The sequence below is a fragment of the Streptomyces sp. NPDC049687 genome, from assembly GCF_044465285.1.
Lineage (GTDB): Bacteria > Actinomycetota > Actinomycetes > Streptomycetales > Streptomycetaceae > Streptomyces.
The window spans coordinates 29,662-55,762 of sequence record NZ_JBITLN010000017.1; the positions used below are offsets into that span (position 1 = coordinate 29,662).

The 26,101-nt window shown below is 69.1% G+C and carries 21 protein-coding genes and 2 pseudogenes; 14 read left to right on the top strand and 9 right to left on the bottom strand.

What is annotated here, in order from left to right:
* Positions 1 to 126: 126 nt before the first annotated feature.
* Complete coding sequence (locus tag ACIBVL_RS36780; protein ID WP_399104443.1) at positions 127 to 2,460, top strand: M4 family metallopeptidase; 2,334 nt, start codon at positions 127 to 129, stop codon at positions 2,458 to 2,460.
* Positions 2,461 to 2,557: 97 nt separating this feature from the next.
* Here ACIBVL_RS36780 and ACIBVL_RS36785 read toward each other — a convergent pair whose 3' ends face one another.
* A complete protein-coding gene (locus tag ACIBVL_RS36785) occupies positions 2,558 to 2,749 on the bottom strand; it encodes a hypothetical protein (protein ID WP_399104445.1) in 192 nt (63 codons plus the stop codon).
* A gap of 387 nt (positions 2,750 to 3,136) precedes the next feature.
* Here ACIBVL_RS36785 and ACIBVL_RS36790 point away from each other — a divergent pair, with 387 nt between their 5' ends.
* On the top strand, positions 3,137 to 3,556 hold the full coding sequence (locus ACIBVL_RS36790; protein WP_399104687.1) for a hypothetical protein: 420 nt from the start codon (positions 3,137 to 3,139) through the stop codon (positions 3,554 to 3,556).
* Between the two features lie 44 nt (positions 3,557 to 3,600).
* Here ACIBVL_RS36790 and ACIBVL_RS36795 read toward each other — a convergent pair.
* Positions 3,601 to 3,795, bottom strand: a pseudogene (locus ACIBVL_RS36795) (transposase); the annotation flags it as partial.
* Positions 3,796 to 3,814: 19 nt separating this feature from the next.
* Here ACIBVL_RS36795 and ACIBVL_RS36800 point away from each other — a divergent pair.
* Both ACIBVL_RS36800 and ACIBVL_RS36805 read left to right on the top strand, forming a co-directional pair.
* Positions 3,815 to 4,030, top strand: a pseudogene (locus ACIBVL_RS36800) (alkene reductase); the annotation flags it as partial.
* An 11-nt stretch (positions 4,031 to 4,041) separates the two neighbouring features.
* A complete protein-coding gene (locus tag ACIBVL_RS36805) occupies positions 4,042 to 4,521 on the top strand; it encodes a MarR family winged helix-turn-helix transcriptional regulator (RefSeq protein ID WP_399104447.1) in 480 nt (159 codons plus the stop codon).
* Here the strand turns inward: ACIBVL_RS36805 and ACIBVL_RS36810 are convergent.
* Together ACIBVL_RS36810 and ACIBVL_RS36815 are read right to left on the bottom strand one after the other, a co-directional pair.
* Positions 4,484 to 5,047 carry a hypothetical protein gene (locus ACIBVL_RS36810; RefSeq protein WP_399104669.1) on the bottom strand — a complete coding sequence of 188 codons (564 nt, stop codon included), beginning with the start codon at positions 5,045 to 5,047 and terminating at the stop codon, positions 4,484 to 4,486. The genes ACIBVL_RS36805 and ACIBVL_RS36810 overlap by 38 nt on opposite strands.
* Positions 5,048 to 5,122: 75 nt before the next feature.
* Entirely contained in the window at positions 5,123 to 5,371 is a 249-nt protein-coding gene (locus tag ACIBVL_RS36815) for a hypothetical protein (protein WP_399104449.1), read from the bottom strand.
* 703 nt (positions 5,372 to 6,074) lie between these two features.
* Between ACIBVL_RS36815 and ACIBVL_RS36820 the strand changes: the two genes are divergently transcribed.
* Positions 6,075 to 6,860, top strand: a complete 786-nt coding sequence (locus ACIBVL_RS36820; RefSeq protein WP_399104451.1) for a DUF6544 family protein — start codon at positions 6,075 to 6,077, stop codon at positions 6,858 to 6,860.
* Positions 6,861 to 7,052: 192 nt separating this feature from the next.
* On the opposite strand, the gene ACIBVL_RS36825 is transcribed toward ACIBVL_RS36820, so the two are convergent.
* Together ACIBVL_RS36825 and ACIBVL_RS36830 are read right to left on the bottom strand one after the other, a co-directional pair.
* Positions 7,053 to 8,072 carry a hypothetical protein gene (locus ACIBVL_RS36825; RefSeq protein WP_399104453.1) on the bottom strand — a complete coding sequence of 340 codons (1,020 nt, stop codon included), beginning with the start codon at positions 8,070 to 8,072 and terminating at the stop codon, positions 7,053 to 7,055.
* Between the two features lie 277 nt (positions 8,073 to 8,349).
* On the bottom strand, positions 8,350 to 8,967 hold the full coding sequence (locus ACIBVL_RS36830) for a TetR/AcrR family transcriptional regulator (protein ID WP_399104455.1): 618 nt from the start codon (positions 8,965 to 8,967) through the stop codon (positions 8,350 to 8,352).
* A gap of 183 nt (positions 8,968 to 9,150) precedes the next feature.
* Here ACIBVL_RS36830 and ACIBVL_RS36835 point away from each other — a divergent pair, with 183 nt between their 5' ends.
* A complete protein-coding gene (locus tag ACIBVL_RS36835; RefSeq protein WP_399104457.1) occupies positions 9,151 to 9,870 on the top strand; it encodes an SDR family oxidoreductase in 720 nt (239 codons plus the stop codon).
* 321 nt (positions 9,871 to 10,191) lie between these two features.
* Entirely contained in the window at positions 10,192 to 10,362 is a 171-nt protein-coding gene (locus ACIBVL_RS36840; RefSeq protein WP_045563097.1) for a DUF5670 family protein, read from the top strand.
* Positions 10,363 to 10,957: 595 nt separating this feature from the next.
* On the opposite strand, the gene ACIBVL_RS36845 is transcribed toward ACIBVL_RS36840, so the two are convergent.
* Positions 10,958 to 11,824, bottom strand: a complete 867-nt coding sequence (locus ACIBVL_RS36845) for a GyrI-like domain-containing protein (protein ID WP_399104459.1) — start codon at positions 11,822 to 11,824, stop codon at positions 10,958 to 10,960.
* Between the two features lie 225 nt (positions 11,825 to 12,049).
* Positions 12,050 to 12,613 (bottom strand): dihydrofolate reductase family protein, encoded by a 564-nt coding sequence (locus ACIBVL_RS36850; RefSeq protein ID WP_399104461.1) that lies wholly within the window; start codon positions 12,611 to 12,613, stop codon positions 12,050 to 12,052.
* 913 nt (positions 12,614 to 13,526) lie between these two features.
* Here ACIBVL_RS36850 and ACIBVL_RS36855 point away from each other — a divergent pair.
* The 7 genes from ACIBVL_RS36855 (at position 13,527) to ACIBVL_RS36885 (ending at position 24,530) form a co-directional block, all read left to right on the top strand.
* Positions 13,527 to 14,201 carry a DUF2637 domain-containing protein gene (locus tag ACIBVL_RS36855; protein WP_399104463.1) on the top strand — a complete coding sequence of 225 codons (675 nt, stop codon included), beginning with the start codon at positions 13,527 to 13,529 and terminating at the stop codon, positions 14,199 to 14,201.
* Positions 14,202 to 15,077: 876 nt separating this feature from the next.
* Entirely contained in the window at positions 15,078 to 16,133 is a 1,056-nt protein-coding gene (locus tag ACIBVL_RS36860; protein ID WP_399104465.1) for a LacI family DNA-binding transcriptional regulator, read from the top strand.
* Positions 16,134 to 16,297: 164 nt separating this feature from the next.
* A complete protein-coding gene (locus ACIBVL_RS36865; RefSeq protein WP_399104467.1) occupies positions 16,298 to 17,542 on the top strand; it encodes an extracellular solute-binding protein in 1,245 nt (414 codons plus the stop codon).
* Positions 17,543 to 17,561: 19 nt separating this feature from the next.
* On the top strand, positions 17,562 to 18,542 hold the full coding sequence (locus ACIBVL_RS36870; RefSeq protein ID WP_399104469.1) for a carbohydrate ABC transporter permease: 981 nt from the start codon (positions 17,562 to 17,564) through the stop codon (positions 18,540 to 18,542).
* A complete protein-coding gene (locus ACIBVL_RS36875; RefSeq protein ID WP_399104471.1) occupies positions 18,539 to 19,381 on the top strand; it encodes a carbohydrate ABC transporter permease in 843 nt (280 codons plus the stop codon). The genes ACIBVL_RS36870 and ACIBVL_RS36875 overlap by 4 nt, the downstream gene beginning before the upstream one ends.
* A 109-nt stretch (positions 19,382 to 19,490) precedes the next feature.
* Positions 19,491 to 21,251: an amylo-alpha-1,6-glucosidase gene (locus ACIBVL_RS36880; RefSeq protein WP_399104473.1), complete on the top strand. Its 1,761-nt coding sequence runs from the start codon at positions 19,491 to 19,493 to the stop codon at positions 21,249 to 21,251.
* Between the two features lie 84 nt (positions 21,252 to 21,335).
* On the top strand, positions 21,336 to 24,530 hold the full coding sequence (locus tag ACIBVL_RS36885) for an RICIN domain-containing protein (protein WP_399104475.1): 3,195 nt from the start codon (positions 21,336 to 21,338) through the stop codon (positions 24,528 to 24,530).
* 162 nt (positions 24,531 to 24,692) lie between these two features.
* On the opposite strand, the gene ACIBVL_RS36890 is transcribed toward ACIBVL_RS36885, so the two are convergent.
* On the bottom strand, positions 24,693 to 25,901 hold the full coding sequence (locus ACIBVL_RS36890; protein ID WP_399104477.1) for a PP2C family protein-serine/threonine phosphatase: 1,209 nt from the start codon (positions 25,899 to 25,901) through the stop codon (positions 24,693 to 24,695).
* Between the last annotated feature and the right edge of the window lie 200 nt (positions 25,902 to 26,101).

Consider the following 26,101-nt stretch of genomic DNA (forward strand, 5'->3'; position numbering starts at 1 on the left):
CGGTGACCGGCTTTCGGACAATGATCATCGCCATGGTGACAAGGCCCGGGCCCCCTGAAACGATCTCCGCCGTACGAGTGACCCGTACGCCTCTCTCACTGACAGTTGCCGACAGGAGCTGCCGAGATGACCAACTCACCTACGGGTGAACGCCGTTCACCCTTACGCCCGCGGACCGGAGCGCGCCGTGCGCCGCTGGCCGCCGTACTCGCCGCCGGCCTCACCGCGCTCGCGGTCACCGTCCCGACAAGCGGGTCCGCGTCGGCCGCGGAGACCGACTCCGGTACACCCGCGCCCCGGTACATCGCGGTGGAGCCCAGACCCGGCGCGCTGGAGGCGCCGCTGTCCCGCGCGCAGCGCGCCCAACTGCTCGACCACGCCTCCGAGTCCGTCGCCTCCACGGCCCGTGCCCTCGGCATGGGCGGCGAGGACGGGCTGGTGCCCAAGGACGTCACCAAGGACGCCGACGGCACGGTCCACACCCGCTACACCCGCACCTACGCCGGACTCCCCGTGATCGGCGCCGACCTGATCGTGCACGAGCGCGCCGGCCGGCAAAGCGTCACCCGGACGGCACCGCGGGCGCTCGAACTGCCCACGGCCAAAGCGGCGGTGTCATCGGCCGAGGCGAAGCGGGAAGCGCTGGCGGCGGCGGGCGAGCAGCCTTCCCTCACCTCCGAGCGCGCCGCCTCCTCGCGGCAGATCGTCTGGGCGGCGGACGGATCCCCGCGCATCGCCTGGGATAACGTTGTCACCGGAGTCCGCGAAGACGGGACGCCGAGCCGCCTCCATGTGATCACCGACGCCGTCACCGGCGCCCGGATCACCACGTACGACGACATCCGACCCGCCGAGGGCCGCAGCCAGTACAGCGGAACCGTCCCGCTGGCGTCCGTGCGCAAGGGCGACGTCTACGAACTCGCCGACCCCCAGCGCGGCAACCACCGCACCTACGACGTCACCGCCGGCACCCGCACCCTGGTCACGGACACCGACGACCTATGGGGCGACGGCAATCCGGCCACGGCACAGACGGCGGCCGTCGACGCCGCCTACGGAGCCCAGCGCACCTGGGACTTCTACCACGACCGCTTCGGCCGGGCCGGCATAGCCGACGACGGTGTCGGCGCCGTCTCCAACGTGCACTACGGCACCGGATACGCCAACGCGTTCTGGGACGACCTGTGCTTCTGCATGACGTACGGCGACGGCCTGGACGGCAAGCACCCGCTGACCGAACTGGACATCGCCGCCCACGAGATGACCCACGGCGTCACCTCCGCCACCGCCGGGCTCATCTACGCCGGCGAGTCCGGCGGCCTGAACGAGGCCACCAGCGACATCATGGGCACGGCCGTGGAGTTCTTCACCGGCGGCAGCCGGGACACGCCGGACTTCCTCATCGGTGAACTGGCCGACGTCCGCGGCACCGGCAAGCCCCTGCGCTACATGGACCAGCCGTCCAAGGACGCCTCCGCGAAGGGCACGTCACAGGACTACTGGACCGCCGAGACCAAGAAGCTGGACCCGCACTTCAGCTCCGGGGTGGCCAACCACTTCTTCTACCTGCTGGCCCAGGGCAGCGGCCGCGCCACCGTCAACGGCGTGGCCTACGACAGTCCCACCTACGACGGCCGACCCGTCGCGGCGCTGGGCATGGCGAACGCGACCAACGTCTGGTACCGGGCACTGACCCGCTACATGACCAGCACCACCAACTACGCGGGCGCCCGCACCGCCACTCTTCAGGCGGCCGCCGACCTGTTCGGCCCCACCAGCGACGCCTACGAGGCGGTCGGCAACGCCTGGGCCGCGGTCAACGTCGGTCCGGCCTACGTCAACCACATCGCCGCCGACGCCCCCGACACCCGGGACGCGGCCGTCGGCCAGCCGGTCACCCGGCGGATCACCGCCACGTCCACCCGGCCCGGCGCCCTGACCTACCAGGCCACCGGACTGCCCGACGGCCTCGCCCTCGACCCGGCCGACGGCCGTATCACCGGGACGCCGACCCGCGTCGGCAGCTTCGAGGTCACCGTCACCGTCACCGACTCCGCGGCGGAGAAGCGTGAACTGCCGTTCACCTGGCGGGTCCTGGCCTCCGGCGGTGACCACTTCGTCAACCCCGACCGCTACGACATCCCCAACTGGCAGACGATCGAGTCGCCCCTGCACGTCACCGGCCGCACGGGCAACGCCTCCGCGCAACTCAAGGTCACCGTCGACCTGTACCACGCCTTCATCGGAGGCCAGATCATCGAACTCGTCGCCGAGGACGGCACGGTGATCCCGGTGAAGGACTTCGTCTGGGACACGGGCTCCGAACTGCACGACACCTTCACGGTCGACGCCTCCGCGCTGCCCGCCAACGGCGTGTGGAAGCTGCGCGTCATCGACAACACCCCGGGCATCTTCATCGTGGACCCCGGTTACCTCGACCGCTGGAGCCTCACCTTCTGAGCAGGCACTCCCGTCTGTTCGGGGCCCCGGCCGCGCATCAGCGGCCGGGGCCCGTGCGCCGTTCACCCCAGGTAGGCGGGCGCGACGGCGCAGGTCGTCATGCGGCGGGCCCCGCCCGTGCCGTCAGAGCCAGGCGGTGCGTCTTCTCCAGGACGTCGGCGCTCGTCGGCGGGATCACGAGGACGCCGTCAAGGAGACTGCGCGCCTTGGCGCAGGCGCCGCGACGCTCATGCTCACTGCCGGAACCCGTGTCCATCGAGGTCGCCAGGAGCTGGCGGGCCTGCTCCACCGTCCGGTGCTCGGCGGGCGCCAGATCGCGCAGGCCGGCGTTGCCGGGGTGCTCGTCGGCGGCCTTCCACGCGGTCCGCAGGGCGGCCGCGGCCCCCTGGTAACGGTCGACGTCCCCGCTGCGGCGGGCATCGTCTGCCGCGCCCGGGCGGTTTCGTTTGGATCAGCGGGCGGACCGGAGCAGGATGCCCGCGATGTGAAGTCCTGCGAGCGCGAGCCAAGGTGGCCACCTCCGCCCCCGTGTCGCAAATACTTGGCTAGCCACATGATTGTTGCTACGGTGGTCATGTGGCCAGCCACACTTTCTCTTGAACCTCCCCCACAGAACTGAGGAGACCCCATGGGTGTGCCATCAGAGGGGGCCATGTTGTCTTGGAGGAGCGCCCCCATGTCCCACGAGAACTCTCAAGTGAAGCCTCCGATCAATCAACGCGTGCTGACCCTCGGCATCACCCTCGATGCGCTTTCGCCGGACGATTTTCCGCCGGGGGTTGCGACGCTCGAGGAGCTGGTCGCCATGAGGAAGCGCAGCTGGGCTGCGCTCCAGGCCACAGGCATCGACGGCGAGGAGGGCTATGTCAGCCTGGACCCCGACGAGGCCGAGGCCGAGCTGCGCCGGCTGTTCGACGGGCACTCGTACGGGGTGGTGCTCATCGGCGGCGGCATCAAGAATGTCCCGGAGTACACCGTGCTGTTCGAACGGATCGTCAACGTGCTCATCGACCTGCAGCCCGACATCCGGTTGAGCTTCAGCTCACATCCCACGAACGTGCCCGAGGCGCTGCAGCGCTGGCTCACAAGGTCCTGACAAGGACATCCCACGGCGCTGGGCGTTGGACGTGGGCGGTGGGTGATGAGGCAGGTGGCGAGGCCGAGGAAGGCTTCGTGGATGTCGTCGCGTCGTTCCCAGTGGGTCCGCAGCCGGCGGAAGCCGTGCAGCCAGGCGATCGTCCGCTCGACCAGATACCGGAAGACGCCCAGGTCGCTGCCGTGTTGCTCGCCTCGTTCGGCAATGAACGGGCGGATACCGCGGGCCCAGAGCAGGCGCCCACTCGTCGTGGTCGTAGCGATCCTCAACCGGGGCGGCACCGACCCGCCCGCCCGCGCCAAGGACATCGACAACGGCACGGCCGACCTCGTCTCCGTCGGCGCCCTCGCGCTCGCCAACCCGGACCTGGTCGAGCGGCTCCGCGCCGGCGCGCCGCTGAACACCCCCGCCCCGGCGACCTTCTACGGCGGCGGAGCGGCCGGCTGCACCGACTACTCCACCCACACCGTCTGAGGAACCGAACCATGCCCACCCCCGAACCCCGCATCCCCACGACGGCCGGCGCAGGACCGATCAGCTACGCGATCTTCCAGCTCGCCCGCGCCCACCGCGCCTACGCCGCCGCCATGCTTCGCGAGATGGATCTGCATCTCGGACAGGAACTGCTGCTGATGCAACTCCTGGACCGGGACGGCCAGACCCAGTCCGAGCTGCTCGACAGCGTCGGCCTGGACCACTCCACCGTCTCCAAGTCGCTTCGCCGCATGCAGGACGCCGGCCTGCTCAGCCGTGAGCCGGCCGCACATGACCGGCGCGTCATGGTGGTCCACCTCACCGACAAGGGGCGGTCGATGCGCGAGCCCCTGGCAGCCATGTGGCAGGCCCTGGAGGAGACCTCCGCCCGGACTCTGTCGGAGCAGCAGGCGGAGTCCTTCGTCGAGACCGCGTACGCCATCACCGAGGCGATCAGCAGCCGCGGGCTGCCGGAAGAAGAGTCCGCGTGACATCCCGGTGTGCACCCCACGCGGACGGGGGTGCGCACCGTTCCCGCATGCGGCGCGACCACCGTTGGGTCGACCCCATCACCCATCCGCCGCGCTCAGCGGGGCGGGGCCGATGCGTTCTGCGGTGATGGGCATCGGAGAGAATCCTTGTGAGGGTGGTGGCGGAGGGCGGTGACGCGACGGCCGGGCGGTCAGTGCGTCGGGCCGCCGGCCGTGGCGGCGCGGCGGCGTGGCACCCAGCCTGGACAGCAGACAGCAGGCGCCGCGTGTAGGGGGCCTGCGGGTCGTCCAGGACGGCGGTGGTGCGGCCCGCTTCCACGACGCGTCCCCGGTGCATGACGACGCAGTCGTCGCTGATCTGCCATACGACGCCCAGGTCCTGGGAGATGAAGAGGTATGCCACGCCGGTCTCGGGGCGCGGGTCGGCGCGCAGGTTGAGGATCTGCGCCTGGACGCTGACGTCGAGGACGGCGACCGCCTCGTCGAGGATGAGCAGCCGTGGTTCGAGTGCGAGGGCGCGGGCGATGGCGGCGCGCTGGCGCTGGCCGCCGGAAGGGGCGCGGCGCCGGGCTCCGCCCTGGCGACGCGGTGGCCGTACGCGTCAGGCGTCGTAGTACTCGCCGTCGTCGCCCTGAACCCGCGCGTCCAGCATCTTCGCCACCTTGCACATCGTCGCGATCACCGCATCGCTCGGGTTCTTGGACACGATCAGGCCGGCGCTCCACCACATCGGGGTCATCACAAGGCCGGGATCGGCAGCGACCACCGCTTCCCATTCCGCCGTACTGATGTCCTGGCCCTCTTCGTCCCACCAGTTCTCACGCCGCGTGATGTGCACGTCGTAGCCCATGACCAGCCAGAGTAGACCGCGGGACCGACATGATCGCGAAGTTACACTGGAGTAACAGAAGCGGCTCGTGCCCCCACCTGGGGCGAGACCCGTCCAGCATCACCGGAGCAGCCGGGGCAAGGAAGTCTGTGGCGCAGCTTCAACGGCCGCCGAGCGGGAACAGGTCGGTAAGCCGTCCTTCGTGGCGGGGGACTCACGGGGGTGAGGTCTGATGGCCCGACTCGCCAGAGATTCGAGGGTCACAATCTGCCTGGGGGGCATCGTCCTGCTGCTGGCGTCGGGGGTCATCGCCCTGCTGCTGTGGGCCACACTTGGCGTCGTTGATCTACTGGGGGAATGGTCAAAGGCGCCGTCTGGCTCCACCCCTCCCGACATCTACGTCCCACCAGCGCCGCCATATCCCAGGACGGTCCCGTACCAGGGCAGATAGACGCGGGCGCTCACGCGGTGCAACTCGGCCGAAATCACGAAACCGCACTGGGGTACCGAGCGCACGTCCACACGCAGCCAGGCTGCCCGGTTCGATGAGGCGCCCAGCAGGCACAGGCAGGCACTGCCGGTTCCCCACCAGCAGGTCCCGAGGGCCGTGGCCGTCGCGCATGGCAGTCCAGGGCCCGCCGGCTTCCGGTTGCGGACCGGTCGGCCCTGGCGCAGAGCCCTCGATGACTGGATGTTGGACGAAGGAATGGTAGGAGGTGCTGTCGTGACCAGTGCCATTCCGTCTTCGTCGGCCCCGCGCCCCGATCGCCTGTACCGCCGTCTGATCCGCGAGGTCCAGGCTGTCGGCCCGACCGCCGGCCCGGCTGATCCCGCGCCGGTCACGGAAGCCGAAGTGGCCGGGCTGCCACCGGTCGTGCGGCGCTACCTGAGGTTCATGGGGGTCGTCGGCAGGCCACGGGTCTGGTCGATGAGCGCCCGGTTCACCGGCCGTTTCCGGCTGCGCCCGCGACTGGGCTGGATGCCCGCCCAGGCCTGGCAGTACAACACGAACCCCGACTTCGCCCGGGTGTTCGTCATGCGTGTGCGCCTTGCCGGCGTGGTACCGATGGTCGGCCGCGACACCTACGTGCACGGTCACGGCCACATGCTGGGCCGATTGCTGGACCGCGTGACGGTCGTCGACGGCCACGGCGAGGAGTTCGACATCGGCGAGCTCACCACTTACCTCAACGACGCGATCCTGGTGGCGCCTTCGATGCTGCTCAGCCCCGCGACCACCTGGAACCCGGTGGACGACCACACCTTCGAGGTGAGCCTCACGGATGTCGGACACACCGTCCGCGCCCGGGTGTTCGTCGACCAGCGCGGCGCCCCGTACGACTTCAGCACCACCGACAGGTACGCCGCTCTGCCCGGCGGCCTGGTCCGGGCCGAATGGCACACCCCGGTGGCAGACTGGCACACCGCCGACGGGCTGGCCGTGCCGGGCCGGGTCGCTGCCGTCTGGCACCTGCCCAGCGGACCGCTCCCTACCTCACCGGCCGGCTGACCCATCTGGCCCACAACGTGGCGCCGCCGGCCTTGGCCGATCCGGGGACCAGCGCGCAGCCGATGCCGAAACGCCGACCACCCGGGAACTCCGATGAGAGGAAGGCAGGCACCGAATACCTCGCCCGCCAGTCGATCGCCGCGGTCGGACCCCGTCCGCCACGGGCCGCCGTGCCCCCGGCACGGTGACGACTCAGATGATCGTCCGACTGGTGTGCGAGGAGGGCGGGGCGGGGACCAAGTGGAGTCCGGCGACGGCCGTACGAGGGGTCAGCAGCAGAGTCCCGGCAATCCTGCTCGCATCGAAGGCCCAGCGTGCTCCGTCGGCCACCAGCCACAACACCACCGGTCCGGCTGCCGCCATCTCCAGCAGGGCCGCGTGTTTACGCCGGTGATTGTCCCCCGCCGTCGCCTGCGGATCCGTGCCCAGCCTCAGCAGCGAATCCAGCAACTCCAAAAGCCCGTCTCCCCCCTCGATCCTGGCCTTGGCCTCCATGGCCAGCACCGGGCGACCAGCGTCCTCCACCACCGCATCGAACTCGCCCCGTTCGAAACAGATGTCCGCTCCCGCCACCCCGTGATCCACCAGCAGTTCCGCCGTCGCAGCCATCTGGATCAGATACTCCAAGTTGACCGCCACCCCCGATCCGTTACGGCTGAACAGGGCATACCGGCCCCCCGACGCCTTCGGCCGGAAGGCCTGCGGCACCACGAATCCGGCAGAGTCCACATGCAGCACCCGCGCATCAAGCGCCGCCAGGAAACCCGCCGCCTCGTCGGTCCGAAGGCCCCGCCGGGACACAGCCAGGCGCGGCGACAGGACATCGGGCCGCACGGCCGCGAATCCCAGCGCCCATGCCCGCAGCAGTGCGCCCAGCCGCTCCACCGCACCCGGACACCGCGCTTCCGCCTCTCTGGCCAACTCCTCCGACTGCCTGAGCATCGCGTCCCACCAAACGTCGCCCAAGGCCGCCCGGACGCCCTCGCCGGCTCCCACAACCCGCCCCTTTCCGGGACTGCTTGTGCAGCAGGCCCCCCGCTTCGTCTCACGTCGGATGCTGTTCTCCGCGGCCGGCACGCACCGGCACTCAAGACCTCTGGCCGGCTCGCTACCCTGCGCGCGGGAAACCCCCTCGCGCGCAGGGTAGCGGGCGGTGAGACGGATCAGCTCGCGGACGGCTTCAAGGGTGTGCTCGGCGATCAGCAGCTCCAACGGTGCTGGGCGAGGTTGCTGAGGGGGCGGTGACGAAGCCGCCGTCAAAGTGGTCATCCATGAGACGAGCAGTCGGGTGGCCATCCCCCCGGGGGTGGTCGTCAGGGGGGCGAGATGGCGGCCCGGGCCTCGAGCAGCCGCGGGGATCCCAGCGACGACATCGAGGTGACTCTGGCCACCGCGCGTCACTGGCTGCAGCCGCCCTCTTGATCCAGGAAGACCAGCATCCAGCGGTTTCAGATCTGCCAGACGCCGCGATCCGACTGACCTCGCGCGTTCAATTCCAGTAGCCGCGCACCGCAGCCAGGCCTTGGTCGTACAGGTCAAGGATGTCGCCCTGCCCGTTGCCCTCGAGCCACGTCGCAGTGGCGGCATCGAAGCACGCGAACGCTGTCGCAATGATGGCGCGGGCTTGCCCTCTGTCCGTCCCCGAGGGCGCCAGTCTGGCTTCGAGCAGTGGCAGTAGCTCCTCCTGGCAGCGCACACGCTTCCCCAGGTAGGCGGCGCGCAGCGAGTCGGTGTGGTGCACCAAGCGGAAGCGCTCCATCGCCTGCTCCGGAGTTGAGTGGAGGGAGAGCGCGGCTTTGAACGCGGCACGCAACGCCTCCCAGGCACCGACATCGACGGGCTGGTTGCGGACGGTCTCCGTCAGGAGGGTGACGAACCGCTCCTGGGTGCCGCCGATGAGGTCTTCCTTGGTGCCGAAGTAACGGAAGAGGGTGCGCTGGGAGACGCCGGCCTCGCGGGCGATCTGCGCGACGGTCGTCTCGTCGTATCCCTGCTGCGTGAACAGACGCAACGCGGTTTGGAGTATCTCTTCGGCGGCCAATTGCCGCGTCCGATCCCACAGTGTGGGCGTAGTCGTCCCTTTGTCGCCGTGTGTTTCCTGCGTCATGCCATCAGCTTAGCCCGGCCTGCCAACCTGGCGATCGCCGACTGTTTGGCAGCCACTGCCAGATAGGCATACGCTGCCGGAAAGCGAGACCGGGCGCCCGGCACGGCGCTTTGCCGCCCCCTTCCCTTTCTGCCCATGGCGACAGGGCTGGAGGCGCCCCCACAGAATCGGCGAGGAGACAACGTGGCAGCGACAAAGACAGCACTCATCACCGGCGGAACCAGCGGGATCGGCAGGGCCACCGCAGAACTGCTCCACTCCCGCGGCTATCGCGTCATGGTCACCGGCCGCGGCGACATCGGTGACACCGGCCTCCCCGGAGACGTCATCGCCGTCCAGGCCGACGCGGGTTCCCTCACCGACATCGACCGGGCCGTGGACCAGGCGCGCGAGCACCTGGGCTCCCTCGATCTGCTCCACCTCAACGCGGGCGTCTCTCGTCCCGGCCCGATCGAGTACACCGACGAGGCCGCCTTCGACGCCGTGTTCAGCATCAACGTCAAGGGCAACTTCTTCACCCTGCAAAAGGCGCTCCCCCTGCTGAACGAAGGCGCGTCCGTGGTGTTCACGGTCGGCGCCGGCGAGGGACTCGGCGCCGCCATGACCGCTTCCAAGGGAGCTCTGCTGCCTCTCGTGCGCTCCCTGGCCCTCGAACTCGCCCCCCGCCGCATCCGGGTCAACGCCGTAAGCCCCGGTCTGATCGACACTCCCGCGTACGGCAAGATGGGTATCTCCCCGGACACGATCGCCTCCTGGGCGGAGGGCGTACCCCTCGGCCGCGTCGGAGCCCCTGCCGACATCGCCGAAGCTGTCGCCTTCCTCGCATCCGACGGCGCCGGCTACATAACGGGCGACAATCTGATCATCTCCGGTGGCGTCGGCGTCCATACCCGCCCCGTGTAGGTGAGGGCGGGGGCCACGCGCCGACCAGCACCCTCGTGTGTTTCTACGCTCCGCCTCGGCCTCGTCCAGCTCCGATGCGTCCGGATCACGCAAGGGACGTAAGGCGCCGCCGCTCGGCGCTGATCGGGGCAGGTGGCCGGGCGCCGGGTCCGAGCTCAGTCACGGCGGGCAACCTGTCGCAGGCCGCAGGCCGGTCCGGCGGTGAGTGAACGATCGTGGAGAAACTGAGCCCAGTGCCCGCGAGAGCGGTGAAGAAACCAGGTAAATCGCCCGTGTGTTCTCCCATCCGCCGGGCACAAGGAGCGACGGAGGTTGATAACTATGGTTCCCCTGCTTCTCGTTCTGCTGCTGGCTCTGATCCTCTTCGGTGCGGGTTTCGCGCTGAAGGCACTCTGGTGGATCGCCGTCATCGTGCTGGTCGTCTGGCTGCTGGGCTTCGTCATGCGCAGTGCGGACACGGGCGGCCGCAGGGGCCGCTGGTATCGCTGGTAACCCACCGAGCAGCGACTGGCCTGTGGGTCCCGGGAACGCCCGGGGCCCACAGGCATGTCCCACATCAGGACACTCCGCGGGCGAACGGTGCAACCGCCACCTTCCAGGACCGCCCCAGCCCGCAGGGGTCGGCGATCAGGTGCCGCCCGCGGATCGCATCCACGGCTCCTGGCTGGGTTGCTTCTCCGGGCGTACGCCTCTGGCGGTGCCGCCGGCCGGCACCGCCGGCAGACGGCCAGGGGGTGGATCGCGGTGATCTTCTCCTGCGGGAGAGACCGTCCGGGCCACCTGATGGCGGCCGGATCGAAGGCGAACCTGCCGCCGCCGCGGGCGGCGGCCCACGCCCGGGACCACGGGCCGCGTCAATGGCGTGGCCCGGGCCCGGATCCCGCGCGTGGGCCGATTCGGACACCGCGCTTCGGCGGCCGGACACCCTGGGCGCCAGTTCCCGTGCCTCCCGGTGGCGGCAGGGGCCTGCGCCGCCGAGGAGATCCGGGTGTTCCGCCTGGTCCGGGGGCCGTCGCCGTGACCGCGGTGGGCGGCTTTGATCAACGTCTCCAGCGTGCGGCGGCCCTGAGCCGCCGCACGCTGTCGATCAGACCAGGGTCCGCTCCACGGGGATCCACAGCTCCGCGTCCGCCTGCGAGGCATCCTGCGACAGCCGGGTCCGCAGGATCTCGGGTCCCGGCCGGCTCCGGTAGGGATTGGACGGGAACCACTGCGTGAACACGTCCCGCCAGAGGTACTGGAGCGCCTGCGGGAACGGCCCGGAGCTCTCGAAGACGGCCCATGTCCCGGCCGGCACGGTGAGTGCATCCATGTCCTCGGGTACGGCGGCTCGGGTCACCACCCCGTGGTAGTAGTCGAGTTCGGTCCCCTCCGCCCGACTCGGGTCGAGGTTGTCACTCACTCCTACTATCCCCTGCGGTTCCTGATCGGACAGACCCTGAATGCGCTGCAGCGTCTCCCGCCCGATGCCCCGGATGAAGTCGGCGATGGCAGGGTTCATCCCCTCGTGCACGAGGGGGACGCGCGCCTTCCTGCCGACCACACGGAACTCGTCCTTCTCCACGACCCGGTATCGCATACTGCTACTCCCTTCGACGGTGAGGCGGAAGGACAGTCGTGGCTGGGACTGCAGACTCGACCCGGACCGTCTGGCCTCGCCGGGACCGACGCCGTGCATGACGCGGAACGCACGCGCGAAAGCCTCTCCCGACGTGTAGCCGTAGCGCACCGCGATCTCCAACAGTGTCCGGTCCCCGGCCAGCACCTCGGCACCAGCGACCGTGAGCCGCCTCCGCCGGATGTACTCCGACAGCGGAATCCCCGCCAGCGCGGAGAACAGCCGCCGGAAGTGGTACTCCGAAGTCACCACGATCCGCGCCAGGTCGGCCGCCTCGATCTGCCGATCGAGGTGGCACTCGATGTGCTCCATGGCCTGGTTCAGCCGCTCCAGCACCCCGGCCTCCTTCCCTTTCGATCACTCACGTTAGGAAGGAGCCACCCTCCCGGACCCGACATCCTGTGCCCGATCCGGTCGGGTACGACAGGCGGCCCCCACTACGGCCGACTCCACCGCGCAGCCGAGCATGACGAACGTCCGTGAGAGGAGGAGAGGGCAACCCTGCCCCGAGAAGCCGTCACTGACCGGCCCGTTCTTCCCAGGGCCCGGCGGACGAGCCGGTTAACGCGCCACGCGGTAGCGGAGGTAGACGAATTTCGAGCTGAAGGTGCGGGTCTCGACGAGTTCGAGGTCCACCCGGCGCTCGCGTTGGGGAAAGAACGGAATGCCACCGCCGACCAGCACCGGGTAGACCATGGCCCGGTACTCGTCGATCAGACCCGACGCGGCCGCCTCGGCGGCGAGAGTCGCGCCGCCGATCGCGATTTCGCTCTCCCCCGGCTCGGCTCGCAACCGTTCGATCTCCTCCACCAGGCCGCCGGAGGCCAGGCGGGCATTGCCCTGCACCGCCGACAGCGTGGTGGAGAACACCACCTTTGGGAGTGGCTTCCAGAGCGCGGCCCACTCGAGATCTGAGTCGTCGAGCGACGGATCCTGGTCGGCGGTCTCCCAGTACAGCATCGTCTCGTACAGCCGACGCCCCAACAGGTGGACGCCGACCTGCCGAATCTCGTCGATCCAGAAGCGAAAGACCTCCTCGTCGGGCGCCGTCCAGTCGAAGCCGCCGTCCGGCCCGACGATGTAGCCGTCAAGTGAGACGTTCATCGAATAGGTCACGCTGCGCATCCGAAGTCCTCCTCGGTACCGGGTTCGACAGTACGACCGCCGCACGCCGCAGAACTCATCGCGACTCGCGGGATCCGGCCTCGGTGGCACGTCGGCCGGGAGTTCCGTCGCCGTCCCGGGGAACCAGGGCGAGGCCCGTCCAGCCCGCTGCCAAGCATGACCTGAGGTCCTGGTGCACAACGCCTCCGTGGGTGCCGGGCCAGACCACCCTCACCAACCGTGTCCTACGCGGCCTGGACCAGACGCTGTTTCCCGGACGGCTCGGCACCAGCCGTGGTCTCTCCAGGGTGAGAGGTGTCTCCATTCGAACGCACCGTCATGATTTCTCACCCCGACCCACCTGCAATGATCCTTTCTTACCGCTCAAGAAGATTCGATAGTACAACCCGCTCGGCCTATAACGCGCGGAGCGGGATTCGGAGGACATTAATTAAGAAACGCTCTCCTCACCTTTCGGCTACGGCAGGGTCACCCATTTGCCGCGCATCTGGAGGAGAGGGAGCGGCGTTAGTGGAATATGATCAAAGCAAGCTCCCTTGACCTGCCTCAACGCGACGCCAGGACGGATAATCGGCCCGGGCCCCGTGATGCGGCAGCGAGGAAATACCCTTACACGCCTGGTACGGCATACCCGGCGAATGCGGTACGGGGCACCCTCGTCGGGGACGGTTCGTGGGTCGAGCGCCCGGTCACTGAGCCGCTTCTTCTCGAGTTCCTCACGTTGCTGGAGGCTCTCCAGGAGGAGCTCAACTCGCGGTGGAACGGCCAGGAAAACGCGGGCCGCCTCGCGGACCGCGCGTAACGGGGGCGCATTCCTGTGAACCACGACTTTGCGGATTCTTCCTTCGCTCGGCGTGAATGGTATTCCGACGCATACTCATATGGGTCGGGCACCGACTGGCACGATGGCCCCGTGGATGCCGTCCACTCAGGGGTCCCCCTGACCCCACCCGACTCGGGCTGGGACCCGGTTGAGGAACTGGCCTATCTCTTGCAGGAGGCTGTTCCCACGGAGCCGCCGGCCATGGTGCCGCCACCTCGCAGCGAGTCGCCGTCCGGCGTCGACTTCACCGACCCGATGGAGAGCCTGGCACAGATCACCGCTCAATTGGCGCCTCCCCGACGCTCTTCTGCCGGGCATCGGAAGATGCGAGTCCGGAAACCGCAACTCAAGTGGTTGCAGACCGGCAGCTTCGTCATCGTCGCAATCGTTGCCGCCATCGTGGCCATGGTCAGTGTCTTCGGTGGAATGGTGGCCTACAGACCGCTGCAGAACATCACGTCCGGTACGGGAAGCGGAACGGTTCCCTTGTGGCCTCTTCTCGTGTACGGCCCCTGGACGGTGGCTTCACTGTCCATCCTCCGGGCTGCCCTGCACCAGCGACGAGCCATGCACTCATGGTTCATCGTTCTTTCGTTCTCCTCCGTCGCGATGATGCTGTGTGTGGCTCAGGCGGACAGGACCTTCACCGGGATCGCCGGATCCGCCCTCCCCGCCCTCGCGTCGCTGGCATGCTTCCAGCAGCTTGTCCGGCAGATCACCCTTACTCTGCCCCCGCGACAGGGCAAGCCCCGCCACCGCCAGTAACGGCCGAGCTCGGGCCGGCAACGCGTGGCTCACGAAAGAACCGCGCTTGCCTTGCGGCCCCGGGGCCGAAGTACGGCGCGGTGCTGCGGCCCCGGACCGGCCCGGATCTGGTGCCCGCACCGGGAGCCGCGACTCCAGGTCCCGGTCGGCCGAGCCGCAACAGCCGTAAGCCCGGCTCGCGCGGGGCCCGGCCATCCAAGTGGGTCGACCCAGGGGCCCCGGTCGAGCGCGCGGAACGAGGGCTGCGAATTGCCCTCGGAGGGCAAAAAATCACCCGTGCCGGCCCGCTGCCCGTAGTGCTCGACCAGCAGGTCCCCGGGGATGCCGAACGGGTCCAGCCTGGTGAGGGGATCAGCCCGATGACACGGCGTCGTCCTCGGCGACCTGCGCCGAGGACGACGGGCGCCGGCTGTCGCGTCGGTGCGCGCAGCGGCTTGCCCACCGTTCGCCGAGGCGTGGAGGCTCTCGCCGACGCCCCCATGCGCGGGCGACGCCTCGATGGCGCCCAGTCCCCCGCTGCGTCATCGAACCGGTTCGAGGAACCTAGCGTCTGGGAAACCGGCCGGCAATACCCACACCACGGGTCTCTTCGGGTCGCCGCACGGACGGCCGTCCTGACGGGTTCGGGGTGCTCCCGTCCGTCGCATCCGGCACATGGTGGCTGGTGAGCGGGTACGCACCCGGGCAGGCCGGGCATTGCACCGCCGCCCACCGACGTTTCCGGGCCGTTACGGGAAACTCGGCGCGAGGCGTTGACACCTGTCCGGGTTGCTCCTACCTTCACTTCACGCGAACCGGTTCGACGATCGGCACCGGGCCGATTTCGTTTCGTTGGAGTCATCGAACCGGTTCGATCGATCTCGGCAAGGAGCCTCCGTGAACATCGGTGAGATTGCCAGGCGGGCCGGTGTCTCGCGGAGTACCGTGTCCTACGCCCTGAGCGGGAAACGTCCCGTGTCCGAGGACACCCGCCAGAAGATTCAGCGAGTCATCGACGAGCTGGGCTACCAGCCCAACGCGAGTGCGCGGGCCCTGGCCAACGGCCGGACCAACACGATCGGTCTGGTCTTCCCTCCGGCAGGCAACCACTACACCGGCATGCAGCTGGACTTCATCGGCAGCGTCACCGAGGCCGCCGCGGCCCACGACTACGACGTGCTGCTCTCTCCGAGCGGCATGGACAGCGACCGATCGTTCCAGCGGCTGCTGGGTGAGCGGCGGGTCGACGGCGCGATCCTGATGGAGATCCGGCTGCAGGACGACCGGCTCGACCATCTCACGGCGGTGGACTTCCCCTCCGTCGCCATCGGCCGCACCGCCCACCCGCAGGGCAGCTGGTGGGTGGGCCTGGACCACACGGCACTGGCGGCGGCCTGTGTGCACCACCTCGCCGACCTGGGCCACCGCAGGATCGCCTTCGTGAACCGGCCCGAGCAGCTCCTGCGGGCCGGGTACGAGTCCGCCCACCGGGGTCTGGACGGGTTCACCAAGGCCGCGGCGGAACGCGGCCTCACCGTCCGGACGTACTGCTGCGGGGACGACGCCGCCTCGGGCCTGGCCTGTCTGGAACGGATCCTGCACGACGACCCCGCCACCACGGCCTTGGTCACGCTGAACGAGGCTGCGCTCGGCGGACTGTACCGGGGGCTGGCCCAGGCCGGCCGCCATGTGCCACGTGACTTCTCCGTCACCGGAGTCGTGGCCAGCCGGTGGGCGGAGACGGTGACCCCGCAGCTCACCGCGGCCGACGTGCCGGCGGAACAGATGGGCCGCCTCGCCGTCGACCTGCTCGTCGAGCGGCTCGACCACCCCGACACACCGGCCCGGCAGCACCTGCTCGCGCCGCCGATCTCGTTGCGAGCGAGTACTGCGCCCGCCGGCCACCCGCCCGCCGACCCGGCTCCGGACCTCGGCACCTCCACGAACCCCTGACCGTCACCCCGCAACCCCCTTCACCCTCCGCACCCCGTACCGGCCGACCGCGCAACTGACCGCCCAGGGTTCGGCGAGCCCAGCAGCACCCGATCACCTCTCCCAGGGCACACCTGTGCCGATCCCCGGGCACACCTGTGCCAAAAAACCATGAGGAACACCCAATGAACAGCTCTGCCAGACGGCGTCTCACCGCCGCAGTCCTGACCGTCGTCGCCGTCACCACCGGCGCCACCGCGTGCTCCTCCGGGTCGGGCAGCACCGACGCCAAGGGCGCGGACGCCGGCACGTACACCATCTGGGACCCGTACCCGCAGTTCGACAAGAGCTCGGCGTGGGTGAAGCTGCTGGACGGCTGCGGCACCAAGGCCGGCGTGAAGATCAAGCGGACCGCGTTCGACACCAGCGACCTGACGAACAAGGCGCTGCTGGCAGCGCAGCAGGGCAACTCCGCGGACGTCCTCATCGTCGACAACCCGGTGGTGTCGACCTTGGCGGAGGCGGGCGTGCTCACCTCCACCGAAGACAACAACCTGGACGTGTCGACGGTGAACCGCAACCTGCTCGCGGCCGGTGTGCTCAGCGGCAAGATCTACGGCACGCCGATCGGTGCCAACACCCTCGCCCTCTACTACAACAAGGCGGTGCTGAAGGAGGCCGGTGTCGACATCTCCTCGGTCAAGGACTGGAAGTCGCTGACAGCGGCACTGGGGAAGGTCGAGAAGGCGGGCAAGAAGGGCATCACGTTCTCCGCGATCGGCACCGAGGAGGGCAGTTTCCAGTTCCTGCCGTGGTTCTGGGGCTCGGGCGCGAACCTGACCGCACTCGACTCCGACCAGGCGGTCTCCGCGCTGTCGCTGTGGAAGAACTGGCTGGACAAGGGCTATGCCCCCAACTCGGTGATCAACAACACCCAGACGACCAGCTGGCAGGAGTTCGCGAGCGGCGACTACGCCTTCGCGGAGAACGGCACCTGGCAGCTCGCGAGCGCCGAGAAGGCGGGCTTCGACTACGGCGTACTGCCCATACCCACCATCACGGGAGGCAACGCCGCGGCACCCACCGGCGGCGAGTTCGTCACCATCCCGGTCCAGGACGACACCAGCCGCTACGCCACCACCCAGAAGCTGGCCTCCTGCCTGACCAGCACCCAGAACCTGTACGACACCGACACCACCCTGTCCTACGTGGCCCCCACCACCGAGGTCCAGGACAAGCAGGTCGCGGCGAACGCCAAGCTCAAGCCCTGGGTCGACGCCGTCCAGGCCGCCAAGGGGCGCACCAGCGACGACCTCGGCACCAAGTACCCGAAGATCTCCGAGCAGTTGTGGAAGGCCGTCCAGTCCGCCCTCAGCGGGTCGGCGTCGCCGAAGGACGCGCTCGACTCGGCACAGTCCGCCGTCAAGTAACCAGGATCCCCGGCCAGCGATGAAGCACACGACATTGCCGGACCGCCGGCCGGTGCTCGACCGGAACGGGGCGGCGACCGCCGCCCCGCCTCCGGCCCGCACCGCACCCCGGCGCCGTCCCGCCTCCCAGCAGTGGGCCGCCTGGGCGTTCCTCGCCCCGGTGACCTGCTACCTCGCCCTCTTCTACGCCTATCCGCTCTACCGCAACATCGACCTGAGCCTGCGCGACTACACCGTCCGCTCCTTCGTCCGGGGCGACGCGCCGTTCACGGGCCTGAAGAACTACCGGACGGTCTTCGACGACCCGACGTTCGCTCCGGCGCTGTGGCACACCGTGGTGTTCACCGCCGTGTGCCTGGTCTTCCAGTACGCCATCGGCCTGGCGTTGGCGGTCTTCTTCAACCAGCACTTCCGCCTCTCCGTCACCCTGCGCGCCCTGTTCCTGGTGCCCTGGCTGCTGCCGCTGATCGTGTCGGCCTCCACCTGGTCGTGGATGCTCAACAGCGACTCGGGCATCGTCAACGCCGCGCTGCACGCCGTCGGCATCGGCCCGGTGAACTGGCTGACCTCGCCGTCCTGGTCGCTGGCCTCCGTGATCATCGCGAACATCTGGATCGGTGTCCCGTTCAACCTGGTCGTGCTCTACAGCGGCCTGCAGTCGATCCCCACGAGCCTGTACGAGGCGGCGGCCCTGGACGGCGCGAACGCCTGGCAGCGGTTCTGGCGCATCACGTTCCCGCTGCTGCGGCCGGTGTCCGCGATCACCCTGCTGCTGGGCCTGGTCTACACGCTCAAGGTCTTCGACATCATCTGGATCATGACCAAGGGCGGTCCTGCCGACTCGTCCACCACCTTCGCCACCTGGTCCTACCAGCTCGGCTTCGGCAACCTGCTGCCCGCGTTCGGCCCCGGAGCGGCCGTCGGCAACCTGCTCGTCCTCGCCGCCCTGGTCTTCGGCCTGGTGTACATGAAGGTCCAGCGAAAGCAGGCACTGTCATGACGAGTGCACGGACGGTCCCGAACCGAAGCGGCCGGACCTGGGGTAAGTCGGCGATCGGCCTCCTGCTGACCGCGGTCATGCTCTTCCCGGTCTACTGGATGCTGAACGTGTCCTTCACCCGTGACCAGGACATGCGCAAGAGCCCACCGGACCTGTTCCCCGCCCACGCCACCCTGGAGGGCTACCGGGCCGTCGTCGACCAGCAGCTGCCCTACCTCGGCACCAGCCTCGTCATCGGCCTCGGGACCGTGGCCCTGACCGTGGCGCTGGCCGCACCCGCCGGCTACGCGCTGGCCAAACTGCGCCCGCGCGGCGGCGGAGTCCTGAACTTCGTCCTCCTGGCCGCGCAGATGATCCCCGGGATCATCATGGCGATGGGCTTCTACGCCATCTACCTCAGCCTCGGCCTGCTCCAGTCCGTGCCCGGTCTGATCGTCGCGGACTCCACGCTGGCCGTCCCCTTCGCCGTCCTCATCTTCACCGCGTTCATGTCCGGCATCCCCGGCGAACTGCTCCAGGCCGCCAAGACGGACGGAGCCGGCCCGCTGCGCACCTTCTGGTCGATCATCCTGCCGATGAGCCGCAACTCCGTCGTCACGGTGTCCCTGTTCGCGTTCCTGTGGTCCTGGTCCGACTTCGTCTTCGCCAGCACCCTGGTCAACGGCGGCGCCCACGAACCGATCACCCTCGGCATCTACCACTACATCGGCAACAACAACCAACAGTGGAACGCCATCATGGCCACCGCCGTCGTGGCGTCCCTGCCGGCCGCGGTCATCCTCGTCCTCGCCCAGCGCTACGTCGCCGCCGGCGTGACCGCCGGAGCCGTCAAGGACTGACAGCGGACCGCCCGCCTGCAGCCGCGCTCTCCACGAGCCGCCTGCGAGCACCGTTGCCCCGCCCGGCCGACCGCCGATCACCCCTGCTCAAGAAACGAGTGCCGCCTTCATGACCGCCGACCCGTCCGGCCCAGCCTTCTCCGTCCACGACATACCCTTCAGTACGCACGGATCCTGGTTCGGCATCTCTCCCGTGCTGGCGGAGAAGACGCGCGCCGAGGACCTCCACCTGGTCTCGCACCAGAACGGCATGCACGCCGTCCTGCGGTTCGTCCCCCTCGACGCGACGACGGGCGAGCGGGCGGAGACCGCCATCCGGGCGACACCCGGCCTGCTCAGCTGGACCAGCGCGGACGGGCGCATCGACCTCGTCTACGCGTCGCCGGACACCGTCCGACTGCGTGGCGAAGGACTGGGCCTGCGCGTCACCGCGGCGGCGAAGGCCCTGACCCCGTTCAGCGGAACCTACTTCTACCGGGACCCGGTGGACGACGCGCACGTGTTCACCTCCTACGAGACCGGCCGCCGCTACCGGATCACGGTGCTGTCCGGCACGGACGCCGAGGTATCCGGTTCCCAGGCATTGGGCGCCGGTGACCGCGGTCTCACGGTCACTGCCGAGGCCGGCGGAGCGTGGGAGCTCGCGGTCGAGGAACTCGACAGCGCGCGACTGCCCTACCGCCCGTCGGCGGCGTTCGGTGACGTCATGGCGGCCGCGCGGCGATCGTTCGCCGAGTTCGTCGACACGGTCGCCCCATGGCGCTCGGCCGACACCCCGGCCGCCGAACTCGCCACCTACGTGGTCTGGTCGGCGACCGTGCGCCCGGCCGGCCTGGTCACCCGGCCCGCCGTACTGATGTCCAAGCACTGGATGGACAAGGTCTGGAGCTGGGACCACTGCTTCAACGCCCTGGCACTGGCACCCGGATCCCCCGGCCTCGCCTGGGACCAGTTCGTGCTGCCCTTCGACCACCAGGACGGCAGCGGCGCGCTGCCCGACTCCGTCACCCACTCCGAGGTCCTCTACAACTTCGTCAAACCGCCCATCCACGGCTGGGCCCTACGGAACCTGCGCCGACGGCTCCCCGAACCCCTCGGCCGGACCGAATTGGCCGAGGCGTACGACAGACTGACCCGCTGGACGGACTTCTGGCTCACCGCACGGCGTGCACCCGGCGCCGCCCTGCCCCACTACCAGCACGGCAACGACAGCGGCTGGGACAACGCCACCACCTTCGACCCGGCTCGCCTCGCCGTCACCGCCGACCTCGCCGCCATGCTGGTCCTCCAACTCGACGAACTGGCCGGACTCGCCGCCGAACTGGGCTTCCCGGACGACGCCCGGCGCCGCGCCGACACAGCCGACGCCATCCAGGCCGCCCTGCTGGACGAGCTGTGGGACGGCGAACGGTTCCTGACCCGCCCGGCCGACGGCGGAACCCCCACCCCGAGCGCCAGCCTGCTCGACCTGATGCCGATCGTGCTCGGCGACCGCCTGCCGGCCAAGGTCCGCGACCGGCTCGCCGAACAGATCAAAGCCCACCTCACCGCGTTCGGCCTGGCGACCGAACACCCCGGCTCCCCTCACTACGAGCCCGACGGCTACTGGCGCGGCCCGATCTGGGCGCCCGCCACCGTCCTCGTCGAGGACGGCCTGCGCCGCGCCGGGCACGAACACCTCGCGGACGAGATCAGCGCCCGCTTCCGCGCCCTGTGCGAAACCTCGGGCTTCGCCGAGAACTTCGACGCCCTGACCGGCCAGGGACTGCGCGACCGCGCCTACACCTGGACCGCCAGCAGCTACCTGGTGCTCGCCCGTGCCCACCACTACCGCGGCGTGGACGCCGGGACCGACTCCACCGTCGCCTGAACCGCGCGCGAGAACCCACCCACACGTCCGGCACGGGGGCCGGCGCAGCAACAACCAGCCGCATCCCTGAAGGGACACACGCACATGCCAAGAATCGGGCAAAGACGCTCGACGACGAGACGCCTTCTCCACGGCATCGGCACGTCACTGCTCTCGCTCACCGTCATGGCCGGCGCCGCCACCATGACGGCAACGCCGGCCTCCGCAGCCACCCCCACCCTCACCGTCGACCTGGGCACCACCACCGGAGCCTTCCGCGGCGGTGCCAGCGGGGCGCTGTACGGCCTGTACGGCCCGGACGTGCCAACGAACAACCTCATCGAGGGGATGGGGCTGCAGACCACCAACACCAAGTACCAGGACGGACAGCAGCACCCCGGCTCGGATGCCCTGGAGATCGCCGAGCCATTCGTCGACAGCGGCGGCGGGGACATCCTCATCTACATGACGGACGTGTACCGCGCCAACTACGAACGGACCAGCTACTCGGCCTACCAGGCGGCCATGAAGACGCAGGTCGAGCAGGCGATGGCCAGCCCGTACAAGGACCACATCGTCTTCATCCCCTACAACGAGCCCGACCTGAACTGGTTCAGCGGCATGCGCACCAACTCGACGGCACTGGCCAACTTCAACGCCGAGTGGCGCCAGACGTACAACTTCATCAAGGGCATCTGGCCCCAGGCCCGGCTGGCAGGGCCCAACACCTCCAGCTACACCAGCTCCTCCCTCAGCGGCTTCCTCACGTACTGCAAGGCCAACAACTGCCTGCCCGACGTCGTCACCTGGCACACCCTGGGCAGCCCGGCGGACGTCCGCAGCACCGTCGACTCCTACCGCGCGGTCGAGGCCGCCGCGGGAATCACCTCCCCGATCACCATCAACCTCAACGAGTACGCCCACCGCTACCACCTGACCGACCCCGGCCAGATGGTCCAGTGGATGGCGGGCCTCGAGGACGAGAAGATCGACGGGAACCTGCCGTACTGGAACATCAACGGCAACCTCGGCGACTCCGCCGCGGCCCAGAACACCCCCAACGCCCAGTGGTGGCTGTACAACTGGTACAGCTCCATGCGCGGCGGCAACACCGTCAAGGTCACCAGCACCGGCGCCAATGCCGCGTACACCCTCCAGGGCCTGGCGAGTCTGGACACGGCCAAGAAGCAGGCCCGCGTCATCCTCGCCGGGGGCGGCACCAGCGGTGACTCCAACACGGTCATCAAGAACATCGACCCCGCGGTCTTCGGCAGCACCGTGCACGTCAGCGTGTTCCAGGACCGCTACAGCGGCTACATCGGCGCGGCGGCCACCCCGACCCGGCTCTCCGACGCCGACGTCGCCGTGGGCTCCGACGGCTCGATCACCGTCCCCGTCACCCTGGACGCGATGTCCGCGTACCAGGTGATCGTCTCCCCGGGCGGCACCGGCAGCAGCACCGCCTCCGACGCCACCTGGACAGGCACGTACGAGGCCGAGAACGCCACGCTCAGCGGCAGCGGCTACAACATCAACACCGAGGGCACGACCGGCAACGTCGGTAAGTTCGCCACCTCGGGCACCAAGGACGTCGGAGGCCTGCGCACCGGCTCCACGACGGTGATCTCCTTCGCCGTCGACGTTCCCACCACCGGCGACTACAACGTGTCGGTGTTCGGCAACAGCTACGCCAAGGACGCCGACGTCAAGGGCCCGACAAACATCTACGCGCGGGTCGACGGCGGCGACTCGACCAGGATCGACATACCGGTGGGCTTCCAGTGGGTGGTGTGGGGGCACGCCGACGCCACCGTGCACCTCACCGCGGGCAGCCACACCATCACCCTGGCCACCACCGGCGACAACGGCGCCAAGACGGTCGGCGACGCGATCATCGACAAGATGGATCTCCAGTACAAGGACGCCTCCGTCCAGGGCACCACGCTCTACGAGGCCGAGCAGGCCACTCTCTCCGACAGCGCCACCGCCACCTACGCCTCGCAGGGCCAGTCCGGCGCCGGCGCGGCGAACCTCACCTCCGGCAAGTCCGCCACGTTCTGGGTCTACTCCGCGCGCGACGGATACGCGGACCTGACGGCCCGCTACCGCAACACCGGCCAGGCCGGCCTCACCGTCAACGGCAGGACCGTCGACGACCAGACCCTCTCCGGCGCGACGACCGGCGCCTGGTCCACCTCCACCAACCGCGTCTACCTCAACGGCGGCATCAACAAGGTCAAGGTGACCGGCACCAGCGGCACCCTCGCCCTGGACGACCTGGCCGTCACCCCGTTCGGCGCCACCGACGCCGTGACCACCGGCAACGTCGTCACCTACCAGGCCGAGAACGGCACCCTCACCGGCACCGCGGCCGCCGACACCACCTACAGCCAGGCCAACGGCGGCGTCGTCACCGGCATCGGCAACGGAACCGCCAACTCCCTGACCCTCAACGTCAACGCGCCCGCGGCCGGCACCTACGCCATGACCATGCGCTACGCCAACGCCGAGGAACTGCCCTCCAACCACTACAACCCCGACCTGTACGCCGAGCACGCCGACGTCAGCGTCAACGGCGGCAGCCCCACCCGCGTCAACTTCGCCAGCACCCTGCACTGGAACCAGTTCCAGGACTACACGGTGCCCGTGACCCTCACCAAGGGCGCCAACACCGTCAAGTTCACCGCCTCACAGCTCTACAACTGGGACGGCACCACCATCGGCGTCGTCTACTCCGGCGGCGGCAGCGACATCGGACAGCCCATGCGCTCCAGCTCCGCACCCCACCTCGACCAGGTGTCCTTCGCACCCGCGAGCCTGCACATCGGCGCCTCGACCGGCTTCTCCTCCACGGCCGTCGCCCAGCACAGCGGGCTCTGCCTGGAGGACCCCGCCCAGTCCACCGCCAACGGCACCCAGTACCAGCAGAACACCTGCGGCAGCGGCCAGGAGCAGATCTTCGACTTCCACCCCGTCACCGGCACCACCGACACCTACACCGTCGTCAACCACTACAGCGGCAAGTGCCTGGACGTCTCGGCCTTCTCGACAGCCGACGGCGCCGCCGTCCAGCAGTGGACCTGCCTCAACGGCACCAACCAGCGCTTCACGCTCAGGCCGGTGACCGCGCTCGGCAACAGCCACGACTACCAGCTCGTCGCCGTGCACAGCGGCAAGTGCGTCGACGTCAGCACCATCTCCACCGCGCCCGGCGCCCTCGTCCACCAGTGGACGTGCGACGCGGCGAGCGCCCTGACCACCAAGAAGAACCAGATCTGGCGGCTGCTCGGCAAGAGCTGACCGGCAGCGGATTCCGCTGGGGCGGGAACAGGCCCCGCTCCCAGGCAGGGCACCGAGAGGCCACGACACCCGGTCGTGGCCTCTCCACGTGCACACCAGCGTCCTGGGCCCGCCGACTGCGGTGGGGCCGGGGACACCGGTAGGCCGCTCCTCCCGCCACCGTCATCTGCGCGGTGACGAATCGGTCGGGCCCGTTCTGGTGTCGGCTGACCGGCGAGGATCGCCGTGCCAGTCCAGTATCAGCACCGTGGCGTCGTCCTTGAGGTCACCATGGCAGGCATCGAGCACTGCGCCGGTCAGGCTTCGGACGGCTCCTCTCGGATGCAGCGCTCGGGTGTCGTGAATGACCGAGGCCAGATCGACGGCTGCGGCACCTCGCTCCTGCATCCCGTCGGTGAGAAGGACCAGGCGGTCTCCGGGAAGCAGTTGCAGTTCCTGTACGCGGAAGGACGTGGGTGCCGCCACACCGAACGGCAGATTGACGGCGAGTCTGACCTCTTCGACGGTGCCGTCACGCAGCCGCATGGGCCAGGGATGACCGGCGTTGACCAGTTCGCACAGGCCTGTTTCGAGGTCGACGCACAACAACTGTCCGGTGGCCAGGCCTCGGCTGTGGCTCAGCAGGGCCTGGTGGGCGTGCTGGGCCTGCTTGAGGGCGTCACACCCGCTGCGGCGTGCCCGTCTCAGCGCGCCGACCAGCAAGGTGGCCAGCAGAGCGGAGTTCGTGTCGTGGCCCATGGCGTCGGTGACGGACAGGTGCAGGGTGTCGCGGTCGAGGGTGTAGTCGTAGGTGTCGCCACCGATGTCGTCGGCAGGGACCAGCCCGGCGGCGAGGGTGAACTGGGCCGCCTCGCAGCAGGCGGCCGAGGGAAGCAGTTGATGCTGGATCTCCGCGGCCAGGCTGGTCTCGGTGGTACGCCGGCCCACGTGGTACAGATCGGTGAAGCGGCGGTCCGTGACGATGATGTAGGCCAGCGCGTGTGCCGCGTCGCGGACCTGTCGGAGCACGGTGTCGTCAGCGGACTGCAGGGTCACTTCCAGGACGCCGATACAGTCGCCGCGGTTGGTCACCGGCGTGATGACACGCCGTCCGTCCTGGCCGTCCGGTTCCACATGCTGGCGCTGGCTCTGCAGAACGCTGTCGTAGACGCTGCCTTGCAGGTCTATCGGCTCGGCGTGGTCCGGGACTTCACCGCCGGACGCGGCAAGCCGTACCAGCCGCCGGCCTACGAGGTCGACGAACAGGAAGGACACTCGCTGCGCACCGAATCGCTTTTGCAGGTCATGTGCTACCACGTCGACGGACTCACCGGGCGGGGCCGCCTCGGCAGCGGCCAACAACTCGCCCAGTTCCAGATCTCCACACTCCACGACAACCTCCCATCGGCTGCCGCAACTTCTTCCCCCAGTCTCCTCAACATCACCCCATGTGCCCATCTTGCCTGGTCAGGACAGGGGCCCTGATTCGTCGGATCCGTACAGCGGGCGTACGCCGCGCTGCTGGCCCAGGCTCTCGACGACACTCCACTCGCGGAAGCACGAGCCGGACACCGTTGCCGACCGCCTGTGGC